The 19338-nt window shown below is 63.6% G+C and carries 17 protein-coding genes; 10 read left to right on the top strand and 7 right to left on the bottom strand.

The features are described 5' to 3' along the window. Positions 1–225 precede the first annotated feature (225 nt). From hrpB to J2Z17_RS16095, 3 genes are read left to right on the top strand one after another with little or no spacing between them, the layout of a single operon-like run. Positions 226–2700 (top strand): ATP-dependent helicase HrpB, encoded by a 2475-nt coding sequence (gene hrpB / locus J2Z17_RS16085; protein WP_209946656.1) that lies wholly within the window; start codon positions 226–228, stop codon positions 2698–2700. Between the two features lie 10 nt (positions 2701–2710). Beyond that, positions 2711–4027 (top strand): ActS/PrrB/RegB family redox-sensitive histidine kinase, encoded by a 1317-nt coding sequence (locus tag J2Z17_RS16090; RefSeq protein WP_209946657.1) that lies wholly within the window; start codon positions 2711–2713, stop codon positions 4025–4027. 58 nt (positions 4028–4085) lie between these two features. Beyond that, positions 4086–4679, top strand: coding sequence for an ActR/PrrA/RegA family redox response regulator transcription factor (locus tag J2Z17_RS16095; RefSeq protein ID WP_280923373.1), 594 nt, complete (start codon positions 4086–4088; stop codon positions 4677–4679). Positions 4680–4700: 21 nt separating this feature from the next. Here the strand turns inward: J2Z17_RS16095 and J2Z17_RS16100 are convergent, their stop codons facing one another. Beyond that, entirely contained in the window at positions 4701–5189 is a 489-nt protein-coding gene (locus tag J2Z17_RS16100; RefSeq protein ID WP_209946658.1) for an MmcB family DNA repair protein, read from the bottom strand. A 177-nt stretch (positions 5190–5366) separates the two neighbouring features. Between J2Z17_RS16100 and J2Z17_RS16105 the strand changes: the two genes are divergently transcribed. Beyond that, a complete protein-coding gene (locus J2Z17_RS16105; RefSeq protein WP_209946659.1) occupies positions 5367–6029 on the top strand; it encodes a L,D-transpeptidase in 663 nt (220 codons plus the stop codon). 79 nt (positions 6030–6108) lie between these two features. Here J2Z17_RS16105 and J2Z17_RS16110 read toward each other — a convergent pair whose 3' ends face one another. From J2Z17_RS16110 to hslV, 6 genes are all read right to left on the bottom strand, one after another. Then, the gene (locus J2Z17_RS16110; protein WP_209946660.1) at positions 6109–8280 is read right to left on the bottom strand and encodes a malate synthase G; all 2172 of its coding nucleotides are present in this window, start codon (positions 8278–8280) and stop codon (positions 6109–6111) included. A gap of 109 nt (positions 8281–8389) precedes the next feature. Next, positions 8390–10390: a hydantoinase/oxoprolinase N-terminal domain-containing protein gene (locus J2Z17_RS16115; RefSeq protein ID WP_209946876.1), complete on the bottom strand. Its 2001-nt coding sequence runs from the start codon at positions 10388–10390 to the stop codon at positions 8390–8392. A 98-nt stretch (positions 10391–10488) separates the two neighbouring features. Next, positions 10489–11907 carry a cytochrome P450 gene (locus J2Z17_RS16120; RefSeq protein WP_209946661.1) on the bottom strand — a complete coding sequence of 473 codons (1419 nt, stop codon included), beginning with the start codon at positions 11905–11907 and terminating at the stop codon, positions 10489–10491. A gap of 50 nt (positions 11908–11957) precedes the next feature. Beyond that, the gene (locus J2Z17_RS16125; RefSeq protein WP_209946662.1) at positions 11958–12896 is read right to left on the bottom strand and encodes a DUF1402 family protein; all 939 of its coding nucleotides are present in this window, start codon (positions 12894–12896) and stop codon (positions 11958–11960) included. 161 nt (positions 12897–13057) lie between these two features. Then, complete coding sequence (gene hslU, locus J2Z17_RS16130) at positions 13058–14365, bottom strand: ATP-dependent protease ATPase subunit HslU (RefSeq protein ID WP_209946663.1); 1308 nt, start codon at positions 14363–14365, stop codon at positions 13058–13060. Between the two features lie 23 nt (positions 14366–14388). Beyond that, entirely contained in the window at positions 14389–14919 is a 531-nt protein-coding gene (gene hslV, locus J2Z17_RS16135; RefSeq protein ID WP_209946664.1) for an ATP-dependent protease subunit HslV, read from the bottom strand. 197 nt (positions 14920–15116) lie between these two features. Here hslV and hisB point away from each other — a divergent pair, with 197 nt between their 5' ends. Genes hisB through coaA form a run of 6 tightly spaced genes read left to right on the top strand, consistent with a single transcriptional unit; the run spans position 15117 to position 19299 of the window. Continuing rightward, the gene (gene hisB, locus J2Z17_RS16140; RefSeq protein ID WP_209946665.1) at positions 15117–15713 is read left to right on the top strand and encodes an imidazoleglycerol-phosphate dehydratase HisB; all 597 of its coding nucleotides are present in this window, start codon (positions 15117–15119) and stop codon (positions 15711–15713) included. Positions 15714–15737: 24 nt separating this feature from the next. Further along, positions 15738–16388 (top strand): imidazole glycerol phosphate synthase subunit HisH, encoded by a 651-nt coding sequence (hisH, locus tag J2Z17_RS16145; protein WP_209946666.1) that lies wholly within the window; start codon positions 15738–15740, stop codon positions 16386–16388. Positions 16389–16420: 32 nt separating this feature from the next. After that, positions 16421–17161, top strand: a complete 741-nt coding sequence (gene hisA, locus J2Z17_RS16150) for a 1-(5-phosphoribosyl)-5-[(5-phosphoribosylamino)methylideneamino]imidazole-4-carboxamide isomerase (RefSeq protein WP_209946667.1) — start codon at positions 16421–16423, stop codon at positions 17159–17161. 10 nt (positions 17162–17171) lie between these two features. Next, positions 17172–17948 (top strand): imidazole glycerol phosphate synthase subunit HisF, encoded by a 777-nt coding sequence (gene hisF, locus J2Z17_RS16155; RefSeq protein WP_209946668.1) that lies wholly within the window; start codon positions 17172–17174, stop codon positions 17946–17948. A gap of 35 nt (positions 17949–17983) precedes the next feature. Further along, positions 17984–18307 carry a phosphoribosyl-ATP diphosphatase gene (locus J2Z17_RS16160; protein ID WP_209946669.1) on the top strand — a complete coding sequence of 108 codons (324 nt, stop codon included), beginning with the start codon at positions 17984–17986 and terminating at the stop codon, positions 18305–18307. Further along, complete coding sequence (gene coaA / locus J2Z17_RS16165; RefSeq protein ID WP_209946670.1) at positions 18304–19299, top strand: type I pantothenate kinase; 996 nt, start codon at positions 18304–18306, stop codon at positions 19297–19299. Before J2Z17_RS16160 ends, coaA begins: the two co-directional genes overlap by 4 nt. Positions 19300–19338: the final 39 nt, after the last annotated feature.

Here is a 19338-nt window from a genome sequence, read left to right on the forward strand (position 1 = left end):
AACACCAGAGGAAAAATATAGAAAAAGTTACAAGCAATTGAAAATATTTTGTTTTCTCGATTTTTGCATCTCACGGGGGCGTTTTGGCCGACTGCGACGCCCCTGTTGCTCCACGGATTGCTGCAGGAACATGACGGTGCAGCCCGCAGGATCACAAAGAGCCGGTTTCGGCATGCCGCGCTTGGCGCTAGTGTCCGCCCGACACAGACTTCCAGAGCAGATGACATGAGCGCCAGTCTTCCCACCCTCCCCGTTTCCGCCGTTCTCGACGATCTCGAGACAGCGCTCACCGCAGGTCCAAGAGCCATCCTTTGCGCCCCGCCCGGCGCCGGCAAGACGACGCTGGTGCCTTTGCGATTGCTGGATGCTCCCTGGCGCGCCGGGCGACGCATCCTGCTGCTCGAGCCGCGCCGGCTTGCCGCGCGCGCCGCCGCGCGCCGCATGGCGCAGCTGATCGGCGAAAGCGTCGGTGAAACCGTGGGCTACCGGATGCGGCTCGACACAAGGATATCGGCACGCACCGCCATAGAAGTTGTGACCGAAGGCGTCTTTACCCGGATGATTCTCGATGACCCGGAGCTTGCGGACATAGCGGCCGTTATCTTCGACGAGTTTCACGAGCGCTCCCTCGACGCGGATCTCGGCCTGGCGCTGGCGCTCGACGTGCAGTCGGCCTTGCGGCCGGACTTGCGTATCCTGGTGATGTCGGCGACGCTCGACACGGCACGGATCGCCGACCTGATGGACAGGCCGCCGGTGATAGAGAGCCAGGGCCGCAGTTTCCCGGTGGAGATTCGCCACCAGCCCCGCAGCGGCGGCAGCAGGATCGAGGACGCCATGATCGAGACGGTCACGCGGTGTTACCGGACCGAGCCGGGCTCGATCCTGGCCTTCCTGCCGGGCCAGGCCGAAATCCGCCGCGTGGCCGCCAGTCTTGCGGAGACACTGCCGGGCGATGCGTTGATCGCGCCGCTTTACGGCAATCTCGACCAGGCAGAGCAGGACGCCGCCATCCGGCTGGCAGCGCCCGGTCGGCGCAAGATCGTGCTGGCGACCTCGATCGCCGAAACGTCGATCACCATCGACGGCGTGCGCATCGTGATCGACAGCGGCCTGCAGCGCCTGCCGGTGTTCGAGCCGGCAACCGGCATCACCAGGCTCGAGACCGTCAAGGTGTCGCGCGCCTCGGCCGACCAGCGGGCCGGGCGGGCCGGACGCACCGAGCCGGGGATCGCCATCCGCCTCTGGAACGAGGGCCAGACGGCCGCCATGCCGGCATTCACGCCGCCGGAGATCCTGGCGACCGATCTGTCCGCCTTCCTCCTGGACCTTGCCCATTGGGGCGTGCAGGATCCCGCCACCCTCTCCTTTATCGATCTGCCGCCGGCGGCTGCACTTGCCGAGGCGCGGCAGTTGCTGGCAAGGCTCGGCGCCCTTGACACCAAAGGGCTGCTGACACCCAAGGGCCGGCTGATGCGCGATCTCGGCCTGGAGCCGCGGCTGGCGGCGATGGCGATTGCCGCTGCAACGCTTGGCCAGGGCGAGCCGGCCTGCCGGCTGGCCGTGCTGCTCGGCGAACAGGGACTGGGGGGGCCGTCGATCGATCTGGAAGACCGGCTTCGGCGCTTTTCGACCGACAGGAGCGAACGAGCGACGAAGGCCCGCCAGCTCGCCGCCCAGCTCGCCAAGCGGCTGGGCCCGCGCAACGGCGATCCCGCGGCACGCCAAGAGGTGCTGACGGCGGGACAATTGCTGATGTTTGCCTTTCCCGACCGGATCGCGGCGGCGCGCGGGGCGCGGGGGCGTTTCGTTCTGGCCAATGGGCGCGGCGGCGAACTCGACGAAACCGAACGGCTGGCAGCCGCCCGCATGCTGGTCGTTGCAGACCTCACCGGTCGCGCCGGGCGCCAGCGTATTCTTGCGGCTGCCGAGCTGGAGCGCGGCGATGTCGAGGCGCTGATGCCGGAGCTTGTCGGCCAGAAGGACGAGGTCTATTTCGATCTGGCAAGCCGCCAGGTGCGGGCCCGCCGTGTGACCCGGCTTGGCGCCATCCTGCTCGATGAGGCGCCGCGCGGTGCACCGACCGGTGCGGCGGTGGCCGAGGGTCTTGCAGACGGGGTGAGGCAATTGGGCCTCGACGTCCTGCCCTTCGCCAAGGCCGCACGGCAATTGCGCCAGCGCATCGGCTTTTTGCATCGCACGCTCGGTGACCCCTGGCCCGACATGTCGGAGGAGGCGCTTCTGGCGCGGCTCGACGACTGGTTCGTGCCGTTCCAGGGGTCTGCACGCAGCCTGGAGACGATCGATCCGTCGAGCCTGCATGCGGGGCTCCTGTCGCTGGTGCCGCACGCGCTGCAGCGGGAGCTGGACGTGCTGACGCCCAGCCATTTCACTGCGCCGACCGGACAGGCCCATCCCATCCGTTACGATGCCGAGGAGCCGGTGATCTCGGTCCGGGTGCAGGAGCTCTATGGCCTCAAGACCCATCCGACGATTGGTGGCGGGGCGCTGCCGCTGGTCCTCGAACTGACCTCGCCGGCGCATCGCCCGATCCAGACGACGCGCGATCTGCCCGGTTTCTGGGCGGGGTCGTGGAGAGACGTGCGGGCGGACATGCGCGGGCGCTATCCCAAGCACGAATGGCCCGAGCGTCCGGCAGATGCTATGCCGACCACTCGCGCGAAACCACGCAGCAAATGACGAGGCAGGCATGATCAACCGGCTCAAGGCAAATTTCGACGGGCGCTTCGACGAGGCAAGCCGGCGCCTGCGGCTTGAAACCCTGGTGCGGCTGCGCTGGCTTGCGGTCGCCGGCCAGACGCTGACCGTTCTGGTCGTCGGCCTGTGGTTCCAGTTCTCGCTTCCGCTGTTTGCCTGCCTTGCCCTGATCGGAGGGCTGGCGGCGGCAAACCTGGTGCTGACACTGGCCTTTCCCTCGACCCACAGGCTGTCGCCGCTCTCCGCCTCGCTGCTGCTCGGCTTCGACCTGCTGCAGCTGGCAGCGCTGCTGTTCATCACCGGCGGGCTTGCCAATCCGTTTGCGCCGCTGCTCTGCGTCGCCGTCATCATCTCCTTCTCCTCCCAGCCGCTCAATTACTCGCTGATCCTGATGGGACTCGCCGCCATCGTCGTCAGCGCTCAGTTCTTCACGCCCTTTCCGCTGCCCTGGTATGGCGACCAGCATCTGGTCGAGCAGCCGGTGATGAGCGTGGCGACCTGGACATCGGTCATTTCCATGATGGGGTTTGCGGCATTCTATGCCTACCGCGTCTCGGAGGAGGCATCGCTTCTCTCCGATGCGCTTGCTGCGACCGAACTGGTGCTGCAGCGGGAAAAGCATCTTTCGCAGCTGGACGGGCTTGCAGCGGCCGCGGCGCACGAGCTCGGCACACCGCTTGCGACCATCAGCGTCGTGGCCCGGGAGATGGAGCGCGAGCTTGGAAACGACGAGCGTTTCGGCGAGGACGTGCACCTGCTGCGCAGCCAGAGCGAGCGCTGCCGCGACATCCTGCGGCGGCTGACCAGCCTGCCGTCGGAAAGCGAGCAGCACATGCGCACTTTGCCCCTGTCCTCGATGATCGAGGAAGTGGTCGCGCCGCACCGCGAATTCGGCATCACCATCGATCTGGTCGAACAACGCGGCAAAGGTCCCGAGCCTGTGCTGGAGCGCAGCCCCGGCATCCAGTTCGGCCTCGGCAACCTCGTCGAAAACGCCGTCGACTATGCCCGCGACAAGGTGACGCTCACGGTCGGTTATACCGCGAGCCTTGTGACGATCATGCTCGAAGACGACGGCAACGGCTATTCGCAGGATATCCTGGCCCGCATCGGCGAGCCCTACATGACCAGCCGCAGCCGGGCGGAAAGCGCCGGCGGCCTCGGCCTCGGCCTGTTCATCGCCAAGACCCTGCTGGAGCGATCGGGCGCGGTCCTGCGCTTCGAGAACCGGGGGGATGGCGGCGGAGCCCGCGTCGTCATCACCTGGCCACGGACGCGAATCGAGACAATTTCGGCAGCGCGGGATTGAGGCGCCTATATATAGGGTATAACCGGCTTACAGGTTCAAGAAGCCTTCGAGGACGACCATGACCGAATATACGCCTGCGGAACCCCATCTGGAAGATGCGCAACTTTCATCGACCGATTATATCGGCCCCGACGCCACCCTGCTGATCGTCGATGACGATGCCCCCTTTCTGCGCCGCCTGGCACGTGCCATGGAATCCCGCGGCTTCAGCGTGGACATCGCAGCGTCCGTCGCCGAGGGTGTCGCCAAGTCGCGCAGCACGCCGCCCAAATATGCGGTGGTGGATCTGAGGCTCGGCGACGGCAATGGCCTCGACGTGATCGAGGCAATCCGCCAGCAGCGCGACGACACCAAGATCGTGGTGCTGACCGGCTATGGCAATATCGCAACGGCCGTGACCGCGGTGAAGCTCGGCGCGCTCGACTATCTGTCGAAACCGGCGGATGCCGACGACGTGTTCAACGCCCTGACGCAGCGCCCGGGCGAGAAGGCCGACGTACCGGAAAATCCGATGTCGGCGGACAGGGTGCGGTGGGAACATATCCAGCGGGTCTATGAAGCATGCGAACGCAATGTTTCGGAGACCGCAAGGCGGCTCAACATGCATCGCCGCACGCTGCAGCGGATTCTCGCCAAGCGCGCGCCCAAGTAAGTCGCGGTGCCTGAGGTCCGATCAGACGCCGGGCCACTTTTCGCATGCGGCCAGTTCCGCCTGCATCAGGCGCTCGGCGGCCGTGCGCGAATAGGTGAGTGTTACCGCCTTTCGCGTGGCGGGCGGCAGGCGATGTTCCGGCGCCTCCCGCAACAGATGGGCACCATATCCGTCGGACAGGAACAGTCCGCATTCCTCGGGAAAGATCTCGGTCGGTACGCCGGGATGGGTGGCGAAGAAGAACCGGTCGCAGCAGAGCCGGTATTCCGGCCATTTGCGATCGACCCGGAAGTCCTCGATCGACGACTTGATCTCGATGATCCAGATTTCTCCCTTGTCCGACAGCGAAACGAGATCGGCCCGGCGCCCTCCGGCCAGCACAAGTTCCGGAAGCACCGCATGGCGCATGTCGCGCAACAGCGCCTGCATGCCGCGGCGAATCATTAACGCCTTATCGGACTGGCGTCCGTCCACTAACGGATTGTTTGCCGAAACCTGCAAAAGAGTCATGGGCTAACCGTTTATCCCATCCTTATCTTTGTTGCAAAAAAACCATGGAATTCTAATTTGCGCCACGGTTGCGCCGATCGGTAGCCAGTCTCCTTGCCAAGCGCCCATTAATTTAAAATAAACCATAATCGAAGATGGTCGATACCTCCATCATACCCCAGCACAGATGAGCCCCCCATGCGTTTCCGCAATGCCCTGACCGCCTTCGGTCTCCTGGCTACCCTTTTCGTCGCGGGTTGCGCGACGACCGATGGTTCCAGCGAGAGCGCGAAGGTCGAGACCAAACAGATCTTCAGCGATTCCTACGGCACGATGACGGATGCCGGGTATACGCTTCCGGCGATCCCGATCAGCAAGGTGAAGCCGCAATTCTATCGCCAGGTGGTCAACTATCCGACCAGCGAGCGGGCCGGCACCATCATCGTCAACACCCGCGAGCGTTTCCTCTATTACATCCTGCCCGGCAACAAGGCGATGCGCTACGGCATCGGCGTCGGCAAGGACGGTTTTGCCTGGTCCGGCAATGCCTATGTCGCCTGGAAGCAGCAGTGGCCGAGCTGGCATCCGCCCAAGGAAATGGCAGAGCGCAAGCCTTCGCTCACCAAATACGTCAAGGACGGCATGGACGGCGGCCTGCGCAATCCGCTCGGCGCGCGTGCCATGTACCTGTTCAACGAAAAGGGCCAGGACACGCTGTTCCGCATCCACGGCACGCCGGAATGGAACTCGATCGGCACGGCTGCGTCGTCGGGCTGCATCCGCATGATGAACCAGGACGTCATCGACCTCTACGGTCGCGTGCATCCGGGCAGAAGCTCCAAGGTGATCGTCATCCAGTAGGATCACGACAACAGCATCTTGTGAAAAAGCCGCCCTTCGAGGCGGCTTTTTTGTTGAGCCTAGCTCAGGAGGCGCGGCGTCAGTCTTGGCGCGAGGCCTTCAGCTCCAGCCGGCGGCGATGCAGAACCGGCTCGGTATAGCCGTTCGGCTGCTCGCGCCCCTTCAAGACGAGATCGCAGGCGGCCTTGAAGGCGATCGAGCCATCGAAATCCGGGGCCATGGGCCGGTAGAGCGGATCGCCGGCATTCTGCTTGTCGACGACGGCCGCCATGCGCTTCATTGTTTCTACGATCTGCTCTTCGCCGACCACGCCGTGATGCAGCCAGTTGGCCATGTGCTGCGAGGAAATGCGCAAGGTCGCGCGGTCCTCCATCAGGCCGACATTGTTGATATCCGGCACCTTGGAGCAGCCGACGCCCTGGTCGATCCAGCGCACGACATAGCCGAGGATGCCCTGCGCGTTATTGTCGAGTTCGGCCTGGATCTCGTCCGGCGTCCAGTTCGGCCGCGTTGCCACGGGCACCGAAAGGATGTCGGAAAGCTTGGCCCGGTCGCGGCTCTTCAAGCGATCCTGGACGTCTGCGACATCGACCTTGTGATAATGCGTGGCGTGCAGGGTCGCCGCCGTTGGCGATGGCACCCATGCCGTGTTGGCCCCGGCCTTCGGATGGGCAATCTTCTGCTCCAGCATGGCCGCCATCAGGTCCGGCATGGCCCACATGCCCTTGCCGATCTGCGCATGGCCGGACAGGCCGCATTCCAGTCCGATATCGACGTTCCAGTTCTCATAGGCCGAAATCCAGGCGGCCTGCTTCATGTCACCCTTGCGGATCATCGGACCCGCTTCCATCGAGGTGTGGATCTCGTCGCCTGTCCTGTCGAGGAAGCCGGTATTGATGAAGACGACGCGTTCGCGGGCATTTCGGATGCATTCCTTGAGGTTGACGGTGGTGCGCCGTTCCTCGTCCATGATCCCCATCTTGATGGTGTTGGCCGCCATGCCGAGCATGGCTTCCACCCGCGAGAAAATCTCGACGGCGAAAGCGACCTCCTCCGGCCCGTGCATCTTCGGCTTGACCACATACATGGAACCGGCATGCGAATTCTGCCGCCGACCGTTCGGCCCGATATCGTGCAGCGCGATCAGCGCTGTTACGGCGGCATCCATGATACCTTCCGGCACCTCCGCCCCATCCTTGTCGAGGATGGCCGGATTGGTCATCAGGTGTCCGACATTGCGCACCAGCATCAGCGATCGGGCATGTACATCGAAGCTCGAGCCGTCCGGCGCCGTGAAGCGCACGTCGGGATTGAGCGCGCGGGTGATCGTACGCCCGGCCTTTTCGAGTTTTTCCGTCAGATCGCCCTTCATCAGGCCGAGCCAGTTGGAATAGACGAGAACCTTGTCCTCGGCGTCGACTGCCGCGATCGAATCCTCGCAGTCCATGATCGTCGTGATGGCCGATTCCAGCCTGACATCGTTGATCCCGGCCGGATCCGCCTTGCCGATATCGCCGCCGGCATCGACCACCACTTCGGCCAGCAGGTTGTTATGCCGCAACAGGATGGAGGTCGGCTGCTCGGGCTGTCCGAGATAACCGGCGAAGCTGCCCGACATGGCAGGCTCGCTCGTTACGCCGCCCGCAAGGCCTACCACCAGCTTGCCGCCCGCAACCGAAAGCGACGCCACATCGGCCCATGATCCCGATGCCAGCGGTACGGCGTCGTCGAGGAAGGCACGCGCCCAGGCGATGACCTTTTCGCCGCGCTTCGGGTTGTAGCCCTTGCCTTTCTCCGCGCCGCCTTCTTCCGAGATAGCGTCCGTGCCATAGAGCGCATCATAGAGCGAGCCCCAGCGCGCATTGGCAGCGTTGAGCGCATAGCGGGCATTCATCACCGGGACGACCAGCTGCGGGCCGGCGATCTTTGCAATCTCCGCATCGACATGATCCGTCTTAACGGAGAAATCCCCCCCTTCCGGCAGCAGATAGCCGATCTCGCGCAGGAAGGCTTCATAGACGCCCATGTCGGACGGTGCGCCATTCTCGCGGTACCAGGCATCGATCTTGGCCTGCATCGCGTCGCGGGTGGCGAGCAGTGCCCTGTTTTTCGGCGCAAGGTCGTGGACCAGGCTCGCAAGTCCGGAGAAGAAGGCCTCCGCCTCCACGCCGGTCCCCGGCAATGCGTCGTCGACCAGGAAGTCGTGCAGTTTTTCGTCGATCGCAAGACCGTATTTTTCGACGCGCGCCATGGTCAATCTCCGTCTGGGAATACAAAATTCGTGCGGAAGCAAACGCTGCTTGCCATTGCTTGTCAACGCGGCAGGAGTTCGAAAGATTTTCGCCGAAACGGAAATAATCTCAGGATGCAAAACGCGGTCGCCCGCTGGCGATCGCCGTCACCCGCGCCTCGATCAGCGTCCGCCGCCCCTCGATCTCGGCCCCGTCGATCTCGACGCCCACATCGACCACCGGGGCAACGGCACCGCTTTCGCGCGCGCGTGCGATGGCGCCCGCTTCCGCTCGCGTCCGCGCCGTGGCGATGGCCGTTTCTTCATTGGTGCAGACGGCCGCCTCGCCCTCACCCTGGACCACATAGCGCCCCTCTTCCGGCACCGTGACGAAAACCGTGACGCTCGCACGCACCTGGCCGACCACCGCACCGATGGCATTGGCAACATCCGCGTCATCCGGCACATGGACCTCGGCCGAGAGCAGGGCTCCGATAGCCGGGTAATAAACCGGCGCGGAAGCGCCAAGGGCGATCAGCGGCCGGTCGAGGCCGACCTGAAAGCGGGCAATGCCCCTGGTGCGGTTCAGCGCCCGATCGATGATCGGGGATGTCGCAGGGTCGATGCCGGCGACACCGTCATCTCCGAGTGCTGCGCCCAGCAGCGTTTCAGCCGACCGCCGGACGAGCCGGTCGAAGATGCGTCCGGCAAGCGCCTCGGGGCCGTCGACAATCGGCCGGCCGGCGCCGTCTTTGACACGGGCAGCCAGGCTGAGCCCGAGCACTGCGGCGCGCCGGTCCCATTGCTGCTGGTGTCCGAGCGCCAGCATGGCGTCGGACGGCGTCAGCGCCGCGATATGCACGAGGCCGCGCGCCACCAGCCGGTCGAGCAGTGCCAGCTGCGATGTCATGGTGATCAGATCGTCGAGGGCCACGGGGCTATCGCCGATCCCATCGAACAACTCGGCCTCTTTCGCGGTGAGACCGGCGGCGAAACGGTCGGGCAAGCCGGTTCTGACGGCAAGGCGTGCGTCATGCCGACCGGCGCGCGGTGCCCGCAGTTGCCGTTCGAGCACCGTTGTCACCGCATCGCCATGCAGATGCGCCGCAAGTCCGAGCGGCAGGACGCGGCGCGGTCCGAGATCGATCCTGGCGGTGAGCCCGCGTTCGTCGATCCTCACCTCCGAATCGCCCCCCAAACCAAATGTCCGCATGGCGACGGCCTCGACCATGGTCCGGTAGCCGCCGACCGTGGCGCCCTGTTCGTCCAGCCGCGGCCGGCCGCCTTCGAGAACGGCGATATCGGTCGTCGTGCCGCCAATATCCGAGACCAGGGCCTCGTCGAGTCCGGTCAGATAGCGCGCGCCCACCAGGCTTGCCGCCGGACCGGACAGGATGGTCTCGATCGGGCGAAGCCGCGCATCCTGGGCCGACATCAGCGCACCATCTCCCCGCACCACCATCATCGGCGCGGCAATCCCTCTTGCCGTCGTGAACCGCTCGCAGGCATCGATCAGCCTGCCGATCATGGATACCAGCCGGGCGTTCAGCACCGTGGTCAGCGCCCGGCGCGGACCGCCGAGCTTCGACGACAGCTCGTGGCTGCAGGTCACGGGCAGATCGGTGGCCTCCAGCAACAGGTCACGCACCCTGCATTCATGGGCCGGATTGCGCACGGCGAAATAGCCGGCAATGGCAAAAGACGAGACCTCGTCCTTCAGCGCGGCAATCCTCTGCCGCAGAGGATCGAGGTCGAGCGGCGTTTCGCCCCCATGGACATCGTGGCCGCCGGCCAGAAACACGACAGGATCCTGACCCAGCGCATGGTCAAGCCCGTCCCGCTTCAGATCGTCGGGGCCAAAACCGATCATGACCAGCCCGACGCGGCCCCCCTGCCCCTCGACTAGGGCATTGGTGGCTAGGGTGGTGGACAGGGAGACCATGGCAATGTCGCCAGGCGCCGTTCCGGCACTTAAAAGCACCGCATCGACGGCGCCGGCCATGCCGATGGCAAGGTCGTGCCGCGTCGTCAGCGCCTTGGCCTTGGCAATCACGCCCTGTTGTTCGGAAAAAAGCACGGCATCGGTATAGGTGCCGCCCGTATCGATACCCAGCAAAACCGGCGAGGCCACGCCATCCTCCACGCATACGCTCATCACAGGCAACCGTTATGGCAGGAGAAAGATCTGCTCGCCAGCGCGTCCACGGCAAAAGCCGGCGTGTTCGAACCTCAGAGGGCTTGCTTGGCGGCACGCGGCGTGACCCGCATCGGCATACCCTTGATCGGCTGAACCGTCAGCCGCTGGACAGGCCAAGGCCTGAAGCCGGGCAAAGGATCGAAACGGTATCGATGCATCAGCACCCCGAGCGCAATCACCGCCTCCTGCAGGGCGAAGGTAGCGCCGATGCACACACGCGGGCCGGCGCCGAAGGGCAGATACTGGAAACGGTCGATCTTGCCACGATTCTCCGGCAGGAAGCGCTCCGGTCTGAACAGCCGCGGCTCCTCCCAGAGCAGTTCGTGACGATGCAGCGTCCAGGGCATGATCAGCACGGTCACGCCGGCCGGGATCTCGACCACTTCGCCTTCCGGCGATGTCCAGCTGTCGGCCTTCACCGCCTGCCGGTTGATCGAGGGCGCCGGCGGATAGAGCCGCATCGCTTCCTCGAAAGCCGCCCGGACATGCGGCATGCTTTCCAGCCAGTCGACGGGATCGACCGCCTCCGCCAAGACACGGTCGATCTCGTCTTCCATGGCTTCACGGACCGATGGCGTATTGGCGACACAATAAAGCGTCCAGGCAAGTGCCCGGGCCGTGGTTTCGTGGCCGGCGCCGATGAAGGTCAGGATATTGTCCTGCAGCTCGTCTTCGGTAAGGCCGCTGTCGGTGTCGATCAGCGCCAGCATCAGGGTGAGAAAATCCTGCGGCGCATTTGCGGGATCCGCCGCGACGCGCCTGCGACGCATGTCGATCGTGTTCTTCACGATATCGCGGAACTTCGCCATTACCGGTCCACCGCCGATCCGGGTGACGCGCGGCACCCAGGAGGGCGCTTCCATCAGGTCCATCGGATCGATCCGGCCCATGAAGTGCAGGAGATTTTCGGTATCCCTGGAAAAGGTCTCCTCCGACACCGCGATCTCGCCTGAAAACAGCGTTTCGGACAAGATGGCGAAGGTCATCTGAGCCATGTCGACGGAGATGTCCCGTGGCAGCCCGGTCGCATCGGCGCCGAAATAGCTTTCCTCGACGAAGTCGATCGATTTGGCGTACATCTGGGTGGCGAAACCCTTCGCATGACGCGGCGTGAACACAGGGGCTATGGCCTTGCGGGTGCGCTTCCATACCAGTCCTTCAGCCGTCAGCAAGCCGTCCCGCAGGATCGGCCGCAAGACAAGCTGGCGGACGTTCTGCATCTTGTAGTTCGAGGCGTTGTCGACCAGCAGATGCCGGATCAGGCCGGGATGATTGACGATCAGGCTGCGCCGGCCAAAGAAGCGCGTGTCAATCCAGGGTAGCGTGTAAGACGCCTCACCCCAAAGTTCGAGCGGATTGCGAAAGACGGTGCGGATCACCTCCAGCCGCCCGGGGGGCACGGTTCGCGGGATCGGCGCCGGCGGCTCGAAGGGCGGAATTGCAAGGTCCATCGACGTCATTCCCTCACCTTCGCGTTGAGCCTGATATCCTTCGACGAACGTTACAGCAGCCGCTGCAGTTCCGGCAGCTTGTCGTTGATCAGCCAGCCATAGTAATTCTCTTCCGGCAGACCGCCCTTGGCCGCCAGAGCCTGGGCGCGCTGCTTCGGGTCGCCGACATTGAAAAGCGTTGCCGTGATGCCCGGATTGCCGGAGATATCGACATTTGCATATCGGCGATAATCGTCGATTGACGTCCGGATGATCGCTGCCATGTAGGCCAGCGAACGGTCGGGATCCATGATGGCCTTGTAGACGGCACCCGCGTCGTCGGCATCGAGCTTGGGATAGCCCGATGTCCTGTTGACCAGATCGCTCATCATCAGAGCGGTCAGCGGATTGATCTGGCCGAGGCCGAAGGTCTGCCCGGCATAGAAGGGCTGGAAGAAGACCGCGCTGAATCGATTGTTCGGAAAGCTCTTGCCGTCGACCGACTTGCCCTGGAAGGTGGCGCGCCAGACTTCGTCGCGACAGGTCCACAACTGGTAGGACTCGGTGATGCCGGCACATCTGGCAAATTGCGGCCGGGCCACGAAGTCGTCGATCTTCTCGCCGTCATAGGAAAAGTTGAAGGCCTTGCCGGCATAGGACGCGGCCTTGACGTAGTAGCTCTGCAGCCGGTCATAGGCATCGACATTATAGGTGTGCTCGCCGACGATCGCGCCGATCATGTGGATCGGATCGATGCCATAGGCGGACGCTGTGGACTTGATCTTGCCCATCAGCCGGTGATCCGTCGACAGCAGCTCATAGACCTTGTCGTATTTCAGGTCGAAGGTGGTCTTGCCGGCCTTGGTGCGGCGAACGGAGGCGCCGGGCACCGGCGGCTGTTCGGCATGGCGGTTGCCGGGCGGCATCCGGGTCGCGGCGACAGCAGAGGCGGCCGGCATGGTCAGGCCAAGGATGAGAAAAGCGGTAAGGACGGAGCGTCGCACGATCATATGCCTTTATTGTCTCAGCAGCCTCGCGTCCCCCGAAGCAGGCCTGGAATCATTTCGACCCGGGCCATCATGGCCGGGGCGGACATACTTATAAAGCGATCGTGCCACTGTCGAGGCCGGGGCAGATTTTTCGGCCGCCCCGGCCTTGTTGCATTGAAGCGTCAGAGGATGTAGCGCGACAGATCCGCATCGCCGGCAATATCGCCGACATGCTTTTCGACATAGGCGCGGTCGATCATCACCTCGCTGCCCGAGCGATCGGGCGCATTGAACGAGATCTCGTCGAGCACCCGCTCCATGACGGTCTGCAGGCGGCGGGCACCGATATTCTCGATCGAGGAGTTGAGCTTGACCGCGATATCGGCAAGCGCATCGATCGCATCCTCGGTAAAGTCGAGATTCAGCTCTTCCGTGCCCATCAGCGCCTTGTACTGGCGGATCAGGCTCGCCTCCGGTTCCGTCAGGATCCGTCGGAAGTCGTCCTGGGTCAGCGGCTTCAGCTCGACCCGGATCGGCAGACGTCCCTGAAGCTCCGGCAGAAGGTCCGAGGGCTTGGAGACGTGGAAGGCGCCGGACGCGATGAACAGGATATGATCGGTCTTCACCGGACCATATTTGGTCGAGACGGTCGTGCCTTCGACCAGCGGCAGCAGGTCGCGCTGCACGCCTTCGCGCGACACGCCCGCGCCCATGCCGCCGTCGCGAGCCGCGATCTTGTCGATCTCGTCGAGGAAAACGATGCCGTCATTCTCGACCGACCGAACGGCCTCGCGCTGGATCACCTCGTTGTCGATCAGCTTGTCGGACTCGTCGCGGATCAGATCGGTGTAGGAGGCCCGGACCGTCGTGCGGACCTTCTTGGTCTTGCCACCCATGGCCTTGCCGAACAGATCGGAAATGTTGAGCACACCGATATTGGCGCCGGGCATGCCCGGTATCTCGAGACCCGGCATGCCGCCGCCACTGTCGGCAACCTCGATGTCGATCTCCTTGTCGTCCATCTCGCCGGCGCGCAGCTTCTTTCTGAAGCTGTCGCGGGTGCCGGGCGATGCGGTGGCGCCAACCAGCGCATCCAGCACGCGTTCTTCCGCTCCGGCATGGGCCTTGGCTTCCACCTCCGTACGCTTCTTTTCGCGCACCAGCGTGATGCCGGTCTCCACCAGATCGCGGATGATCTGCTCGACGTCGCGGCCGACATAGCCGACTTCGGTGAACTTGGTCGCCTCGACCTTGATGAAGGGCGCGCCCGCAAGCTTTGCCAGCCGGCGCGAGATTTCGGTCTTGCCGACGCCGGTCGGGCCGATCATCAGGATGTTCTTCGGCATCACCTCGTCGCGCAGCCCTTCCTCGAGCTGCTGGCGGCGCCAGCGGTTTCTGAGTGCAATCGCGACCGCGCGCTTGGCGTCATGCTGGCCGATAATGTAGCGGTCGAGCTCGGACACGATCTCCCGCGGGGAAAAATTGGTCATTCTGATATCCTTAGAAGACAGGGTCAGGCGTCGGCTTCCAGCGCTTCGACGATGATGCTGTGATTGGTGTAGACGCAGATGTCTGCCGCGATATCCAGCGCCTTGCGGGCGACCTCCTCGGCCGACTTGTCGCTGTCCATCATGGCGCGTGCGGCGGCAAAGGCATAATTGCCGCCCGAGCCGATGGCGATCGTGCCATGTTCGGGCTCCAGAACGTCGCCATTGCCGGTGACGGCCAGCGTCGTCGACTTGTCTGCGACCAGCATCATGGCTTCGAGATTGCGCAGATACTTGTCGGTGCGCCAGTCCTTGGCAAGCTCGACGGCGGCGCGCATCAGCTGCCCCGGATATTGCTCGAGCTTCTTTTCCAGCCGGTCGAGCAGCGTGAAGGCGTCGGCCGTGGCGCCGGCAAATCCGGCGATCACCTCGCCGCCCTTGCCGATGCGGCGCACCTTGCGGGCATTGCCCTTCATGACCGTCTGGCCGAGGCTGACCTGGCCGTCGCCGGCCATGACAACCGTTCCACCTTTGCGAACTGTGATAATTGTCGTCATTCATTCACCCGTGTGCCCCAGTGCGGGGCGGTTCGTCTGGCCAACAATGGCCTGCTTGGCGCTTTATGTAAGTGTGGCCCGCGCATTTGCAAACGTCCCGGTCCCCGGTCTGCCCCCGACAGGCTGCAGGCGCTTGCCTGCTGGATATTTGCAAAACCTGCTGATATGGAACCTCGACAGTTCCAAGGAGAAGCCTGATGGCCGAACGTAAAGCCGAGATTTCCCGCAAGACCAACGAGACCGAAGTCTCCGTTTCCGTCAACCTGGACGGCACCGGTACATCGAAGATCTCGACCGGCGTGGGCTTTTTCGACCATATGCTCGACCAGCTGAGCCGCCATTCGCTCGTCGACATGGTGATCGAGGCAAAAGGCGACCTGCATGTCGACGACCACCACACGGTCGAGGACACGGGCATTGCCATCGGCCAGGCGATTGCCAAGGCGCTGGGCGACCGCCGCGGCATCACCCGCTATGCCTCGATCGACCTTGCCATGGACGAAACCATGACCAAGGCGGCGATCGATGTTTCCGGCCGGCCCTTCCTGGTCTGGAATGTCGAGTTCTCCTCGCCGAAGATCGGCACCTTCGACACCGAACTGGTGCGTGAATTCTTCCAGGCGCTGGCCCAGAATGCCGGGATCACCCTGCATGTCTTCAACTATTACGGTGCCAACAACCACCATATCTCCGAGACCTGCTTCAAGGCGGTCGCCCGCGCATTGCGTACGGCGCTCGAAATCGACCCGAGACAGGCAAGCCGCATTCCATCGACCAAGGGCACCCTTGGCTAAGCGGACACGGCAAAGGAACAGACCATGCGTGTTGCCATCATCGACTACGGCTCCGGCAATCTGAAATCGGCCACCAAGGCCTTCGAACGGGCCGCCCGCGAAGCCGGCATCGACGCGACCATCGACCTGACCGACAGGCCGGAGGCCGTGGCAGCGGCCGATCGTATCGTCCTGCCGGGCGTCGGCGCCTATGCCGACTGCCGAAAGGGCCTCGATGCCGTCACCGGCATGCCGGAGGCACTGGTCGAAGCGGTCGAGGGCAAGGCCCGGCCATTTCTCGGCATCTGCGTCGGCATGCAGCTGATGTCGTCGCGCGGACTTGAAAAGACCACGACCCACGGCTTCGGCTGGATCAAGGGCGACGTGGTCGAGATGACGCCCGCCGATCCGGCGCTGAAGATCCCGCAGATCGGCTGGAACACGCTCAATCTCAACCGGCCGCATCCGCTGTTCGACGATATCGAGACCGGGCCGGACGGACTGCATGCCTATTTCGTCCATTCCTACCATCTGGCGGCCGAAAACGCCGATGAGGTCATCGCGACCACCGATTACGGCGGGCCGATGACGGCTGTCGTCGGTCGCGACAATCTGGTCGGCACCCAGTTTCACCCGGAAAAGAGCCAGAAGCTCGGCCTGAAGCTGATCGCAAACTTCCTGTCCTGGGCGCCCTGAGGCCCCTTCCCGGCACACGAGGATAAACCGAAATGATCCTTTTCCCCGCCATCGACCTCAAGGATGGCCAGTGCGTGCGCCTCAAGCTCGGCGATATGGAGCAGGCGACGGTCTACAATCCCGATCCGGCCGGCCAGGCCCGGGCCTTCGAGAACCAAGGCTTCGAATGGCTGCATGTGGTCGATCTCAACGGTGCCTTTGCCGGTTCCAGCGTCAATGGCGCTGCGGTCGATGCGATCCTGCAGGCGACGAAGAACCCGGTGCAGCTCGGCGGCGGCATCCGCACCCTCGAGCATATCGAGAACTGGCTGTCGCGCGGCCTGTCGCGGGTGATCCTCGGCACGGTTGCCGTGCGCGATCCGGCGCTGGTGATCGAGGCCTGCAAGCGTTTCCCCGGCAAGATTGCCGTCGGCATCGATGCCAAGGGCGGCAAGGTGGCGGTCGAAGGCTGGGCGGAGGCGAGCGAACTCGGTGTGATCGAGCTTGCCCGCAAATTCGAGGGCGCCGGCGTCGCGGCGATCATCTATACCGATATAGACCGTGACGGCATCCTGACCGGAATCAACTGGGACTCGACGCTGGAACTGGCCGATGCCGTTTCCATTCCCGTCATCGCCTCCGGCGGGCTTGCCTCGATCGACGATGTCCGCCGCATGCTGGAGCCCGATGCCGGGAAACTCGAAGGTGCGATTTCCGGACGCGCCCTCTATGATGGCCGGATAGACCCCACCGAGGCACTCGACCTCATCCGCGCTGCCCGCGCCAGCGCCTGAAGGAACCGCCATGACCCTCAAGGCCCGCGTAATCCCCTGCCTCGACGTCAAGGACGGACGTGTCGTCAAGGGCGTCAACTTCGTCGACCTGATCGACGCCGGCGACCCGGTCGAGGCCGCCAAGGCCTATGACGCGGCCGGTGCCGACGAACTCTGCTTTCTCGACATCACCGCCTCTTCCGACAATCGCGACACGATCTTCGACGTCGTCGCGCAGACGGCCGAGCACTGCTTCATGCCGCTAACGGTCGGCGGCGGCGTGCGCGCGGTGGCGGATATCCGCAAGCTGCTGCTCTGCGGCGCCGACAAGGTATCGATCAATTCGGCGGCGGTGAAGAACCCGAATTTCGTTGCCGAAGCCGCCGACAAGTTCGGCAACCAGTGCATCGTGGTGTCGATCGACGCGAAAAAGGTTTCACGTGAAAACGAAATTCCGCGCTGGGAGATCTTCACTCATGGCGGACGTCAGTCGACCGGTATCGACGCCGTGGAATTCGCCCGCAAGGTGGTAGAGCTCGGCGCCGGCGAGTTGCTGGTCACCTCCATGGACCGCGACGGCACCAAGAGCGGATACGATATCGGACTGACACGCACGATCGCCGACAGCGTGCGCGTGCCGGTGGTCGCTTCCGGCGGTGTTGGCAATCTCGACGATCTGGTGGCCGGCGTGCGCGAGGGCCACGCGACAGCCGTGCTTGCAGCATCCATTTTCCACTTTGGCACCCATTCGATCGGGGAAGCCAAGCGTTATATGTCGGAACACGGGCTTGCCATGCGCCTCGATTGAGGCTGTAACGCGGGTGTGAGGACGGAGGATACGGGTTGAGCGATTTTTCTCTCAAGGATCTCGAGGAGATCGTGGCCAGGCGCGCCGCGGCGTCGCCGGAGGAATCCTGGACGGCAAAGCTCGTTGCTGCTGGCCAGCCGAAGGCTGCCAAGAAGCTCGGTGAGGAAGCGGTGGAAACGGTGATGGCCGCCGTCACCCATGATCACGACAATCTCGTCTATGAGAGTGCCGATCTGCTCTATCATCTGATGGTGGTGCTGAAGATCGCCGATATTCCTCTCGACACCGTGATGCAGGAACTGGAGCGCCGGACCACACAGTCCGGGCTTGCGGAAAAGGCCGGTCGTAAAAACCCATGAGCACGTCAAGCAGGAATGCCGAACCGCGGGCGCCGCTGGATCATTTCCAGGCTAACGATTTTTCCCCCTACCACTTCTTCTCTTCCGAAGAGTGGGCCCGCTTTCGCGCCGACACGCCGCTGACGCTGACGGCGGACGAGGTGCAGCGGTTACGCTCGCTTGGCGACCCGATCGACCTCAACGAGGTGCGGCGGATCTATCTGTCGCTGTCGCGTCTGTTGTCGGCCCATGTGGAATCCTCGCTGCTGCTGTTTCAGCAGCGCAACCGCTTCCTCAGCCTGTCCGACGTAACGAAGACACCCTTCGTTATCGGCATTGCCGGGTCTGTCGCGGTCGGAAAGTCGACCACCGCGCGTATCCTGAAGGAATTGCTGCGGCGCTGGCCCTCCAGCCCCAAGGTCGACCTGATCACCACCGACGGTTTTCTCTATCCCAATGCGACGCTGATCCAGAAGGATATCCTCAACCGCAAGGGCTTTCCGGAAAGCTACGATACCAGCGCCATCCTCGGCTTTCTCGCGGCGATCAAGGCCGGGCGTCCGAATGTTGCGGCACCCTGCTATTCGCACCTGACCTATGATGTCCTGCCGGAACAGTTCACCACGATCGACCGGCCCGATATCCTGATCTTCGAGGGCATCAACGTGCTGCAGTCGCGCGACCTGCCGGCCGACGGCAAGATCGTGCCGATGGTCTCAGACTTCTTCGACTTCTCGATCTATATCGACGCCGACGAGCCGCTCATTCACAACTGGTATGTCAACCGCTTCATGAACCTGCGGCAGACGGCCTTCCGGGATCCCAATTCCTATTTCCATCGCTATGCGGCGATCAGCGAGGACGAAGCGCTGGCGCGGGCCGAGGATCTGTGGGCCAATATCAATCTGAAGAACCTGCGCGAAAACATCCTGCCGACCCGCCCGCGGGCGGATCTCATCCTGCGCAAGGGGGAAAACCACCTGATCGATTCGGTCGCACTCAGAAAACTGTAGGCGATCCATCGCCTGCAATGTGTTCGGCGAAGCTTGTGT

The organism is Heterorhizobium halophytocola, assembly GCF_017873095.1.
Classification (GTDB): domain Bacteria; phylum Pseudomonadota; class Alphaproteobacteria; order Rhizobiales; family Rhizobiaceae; genus Allorhizobium; species Allorhizobium halophytocola.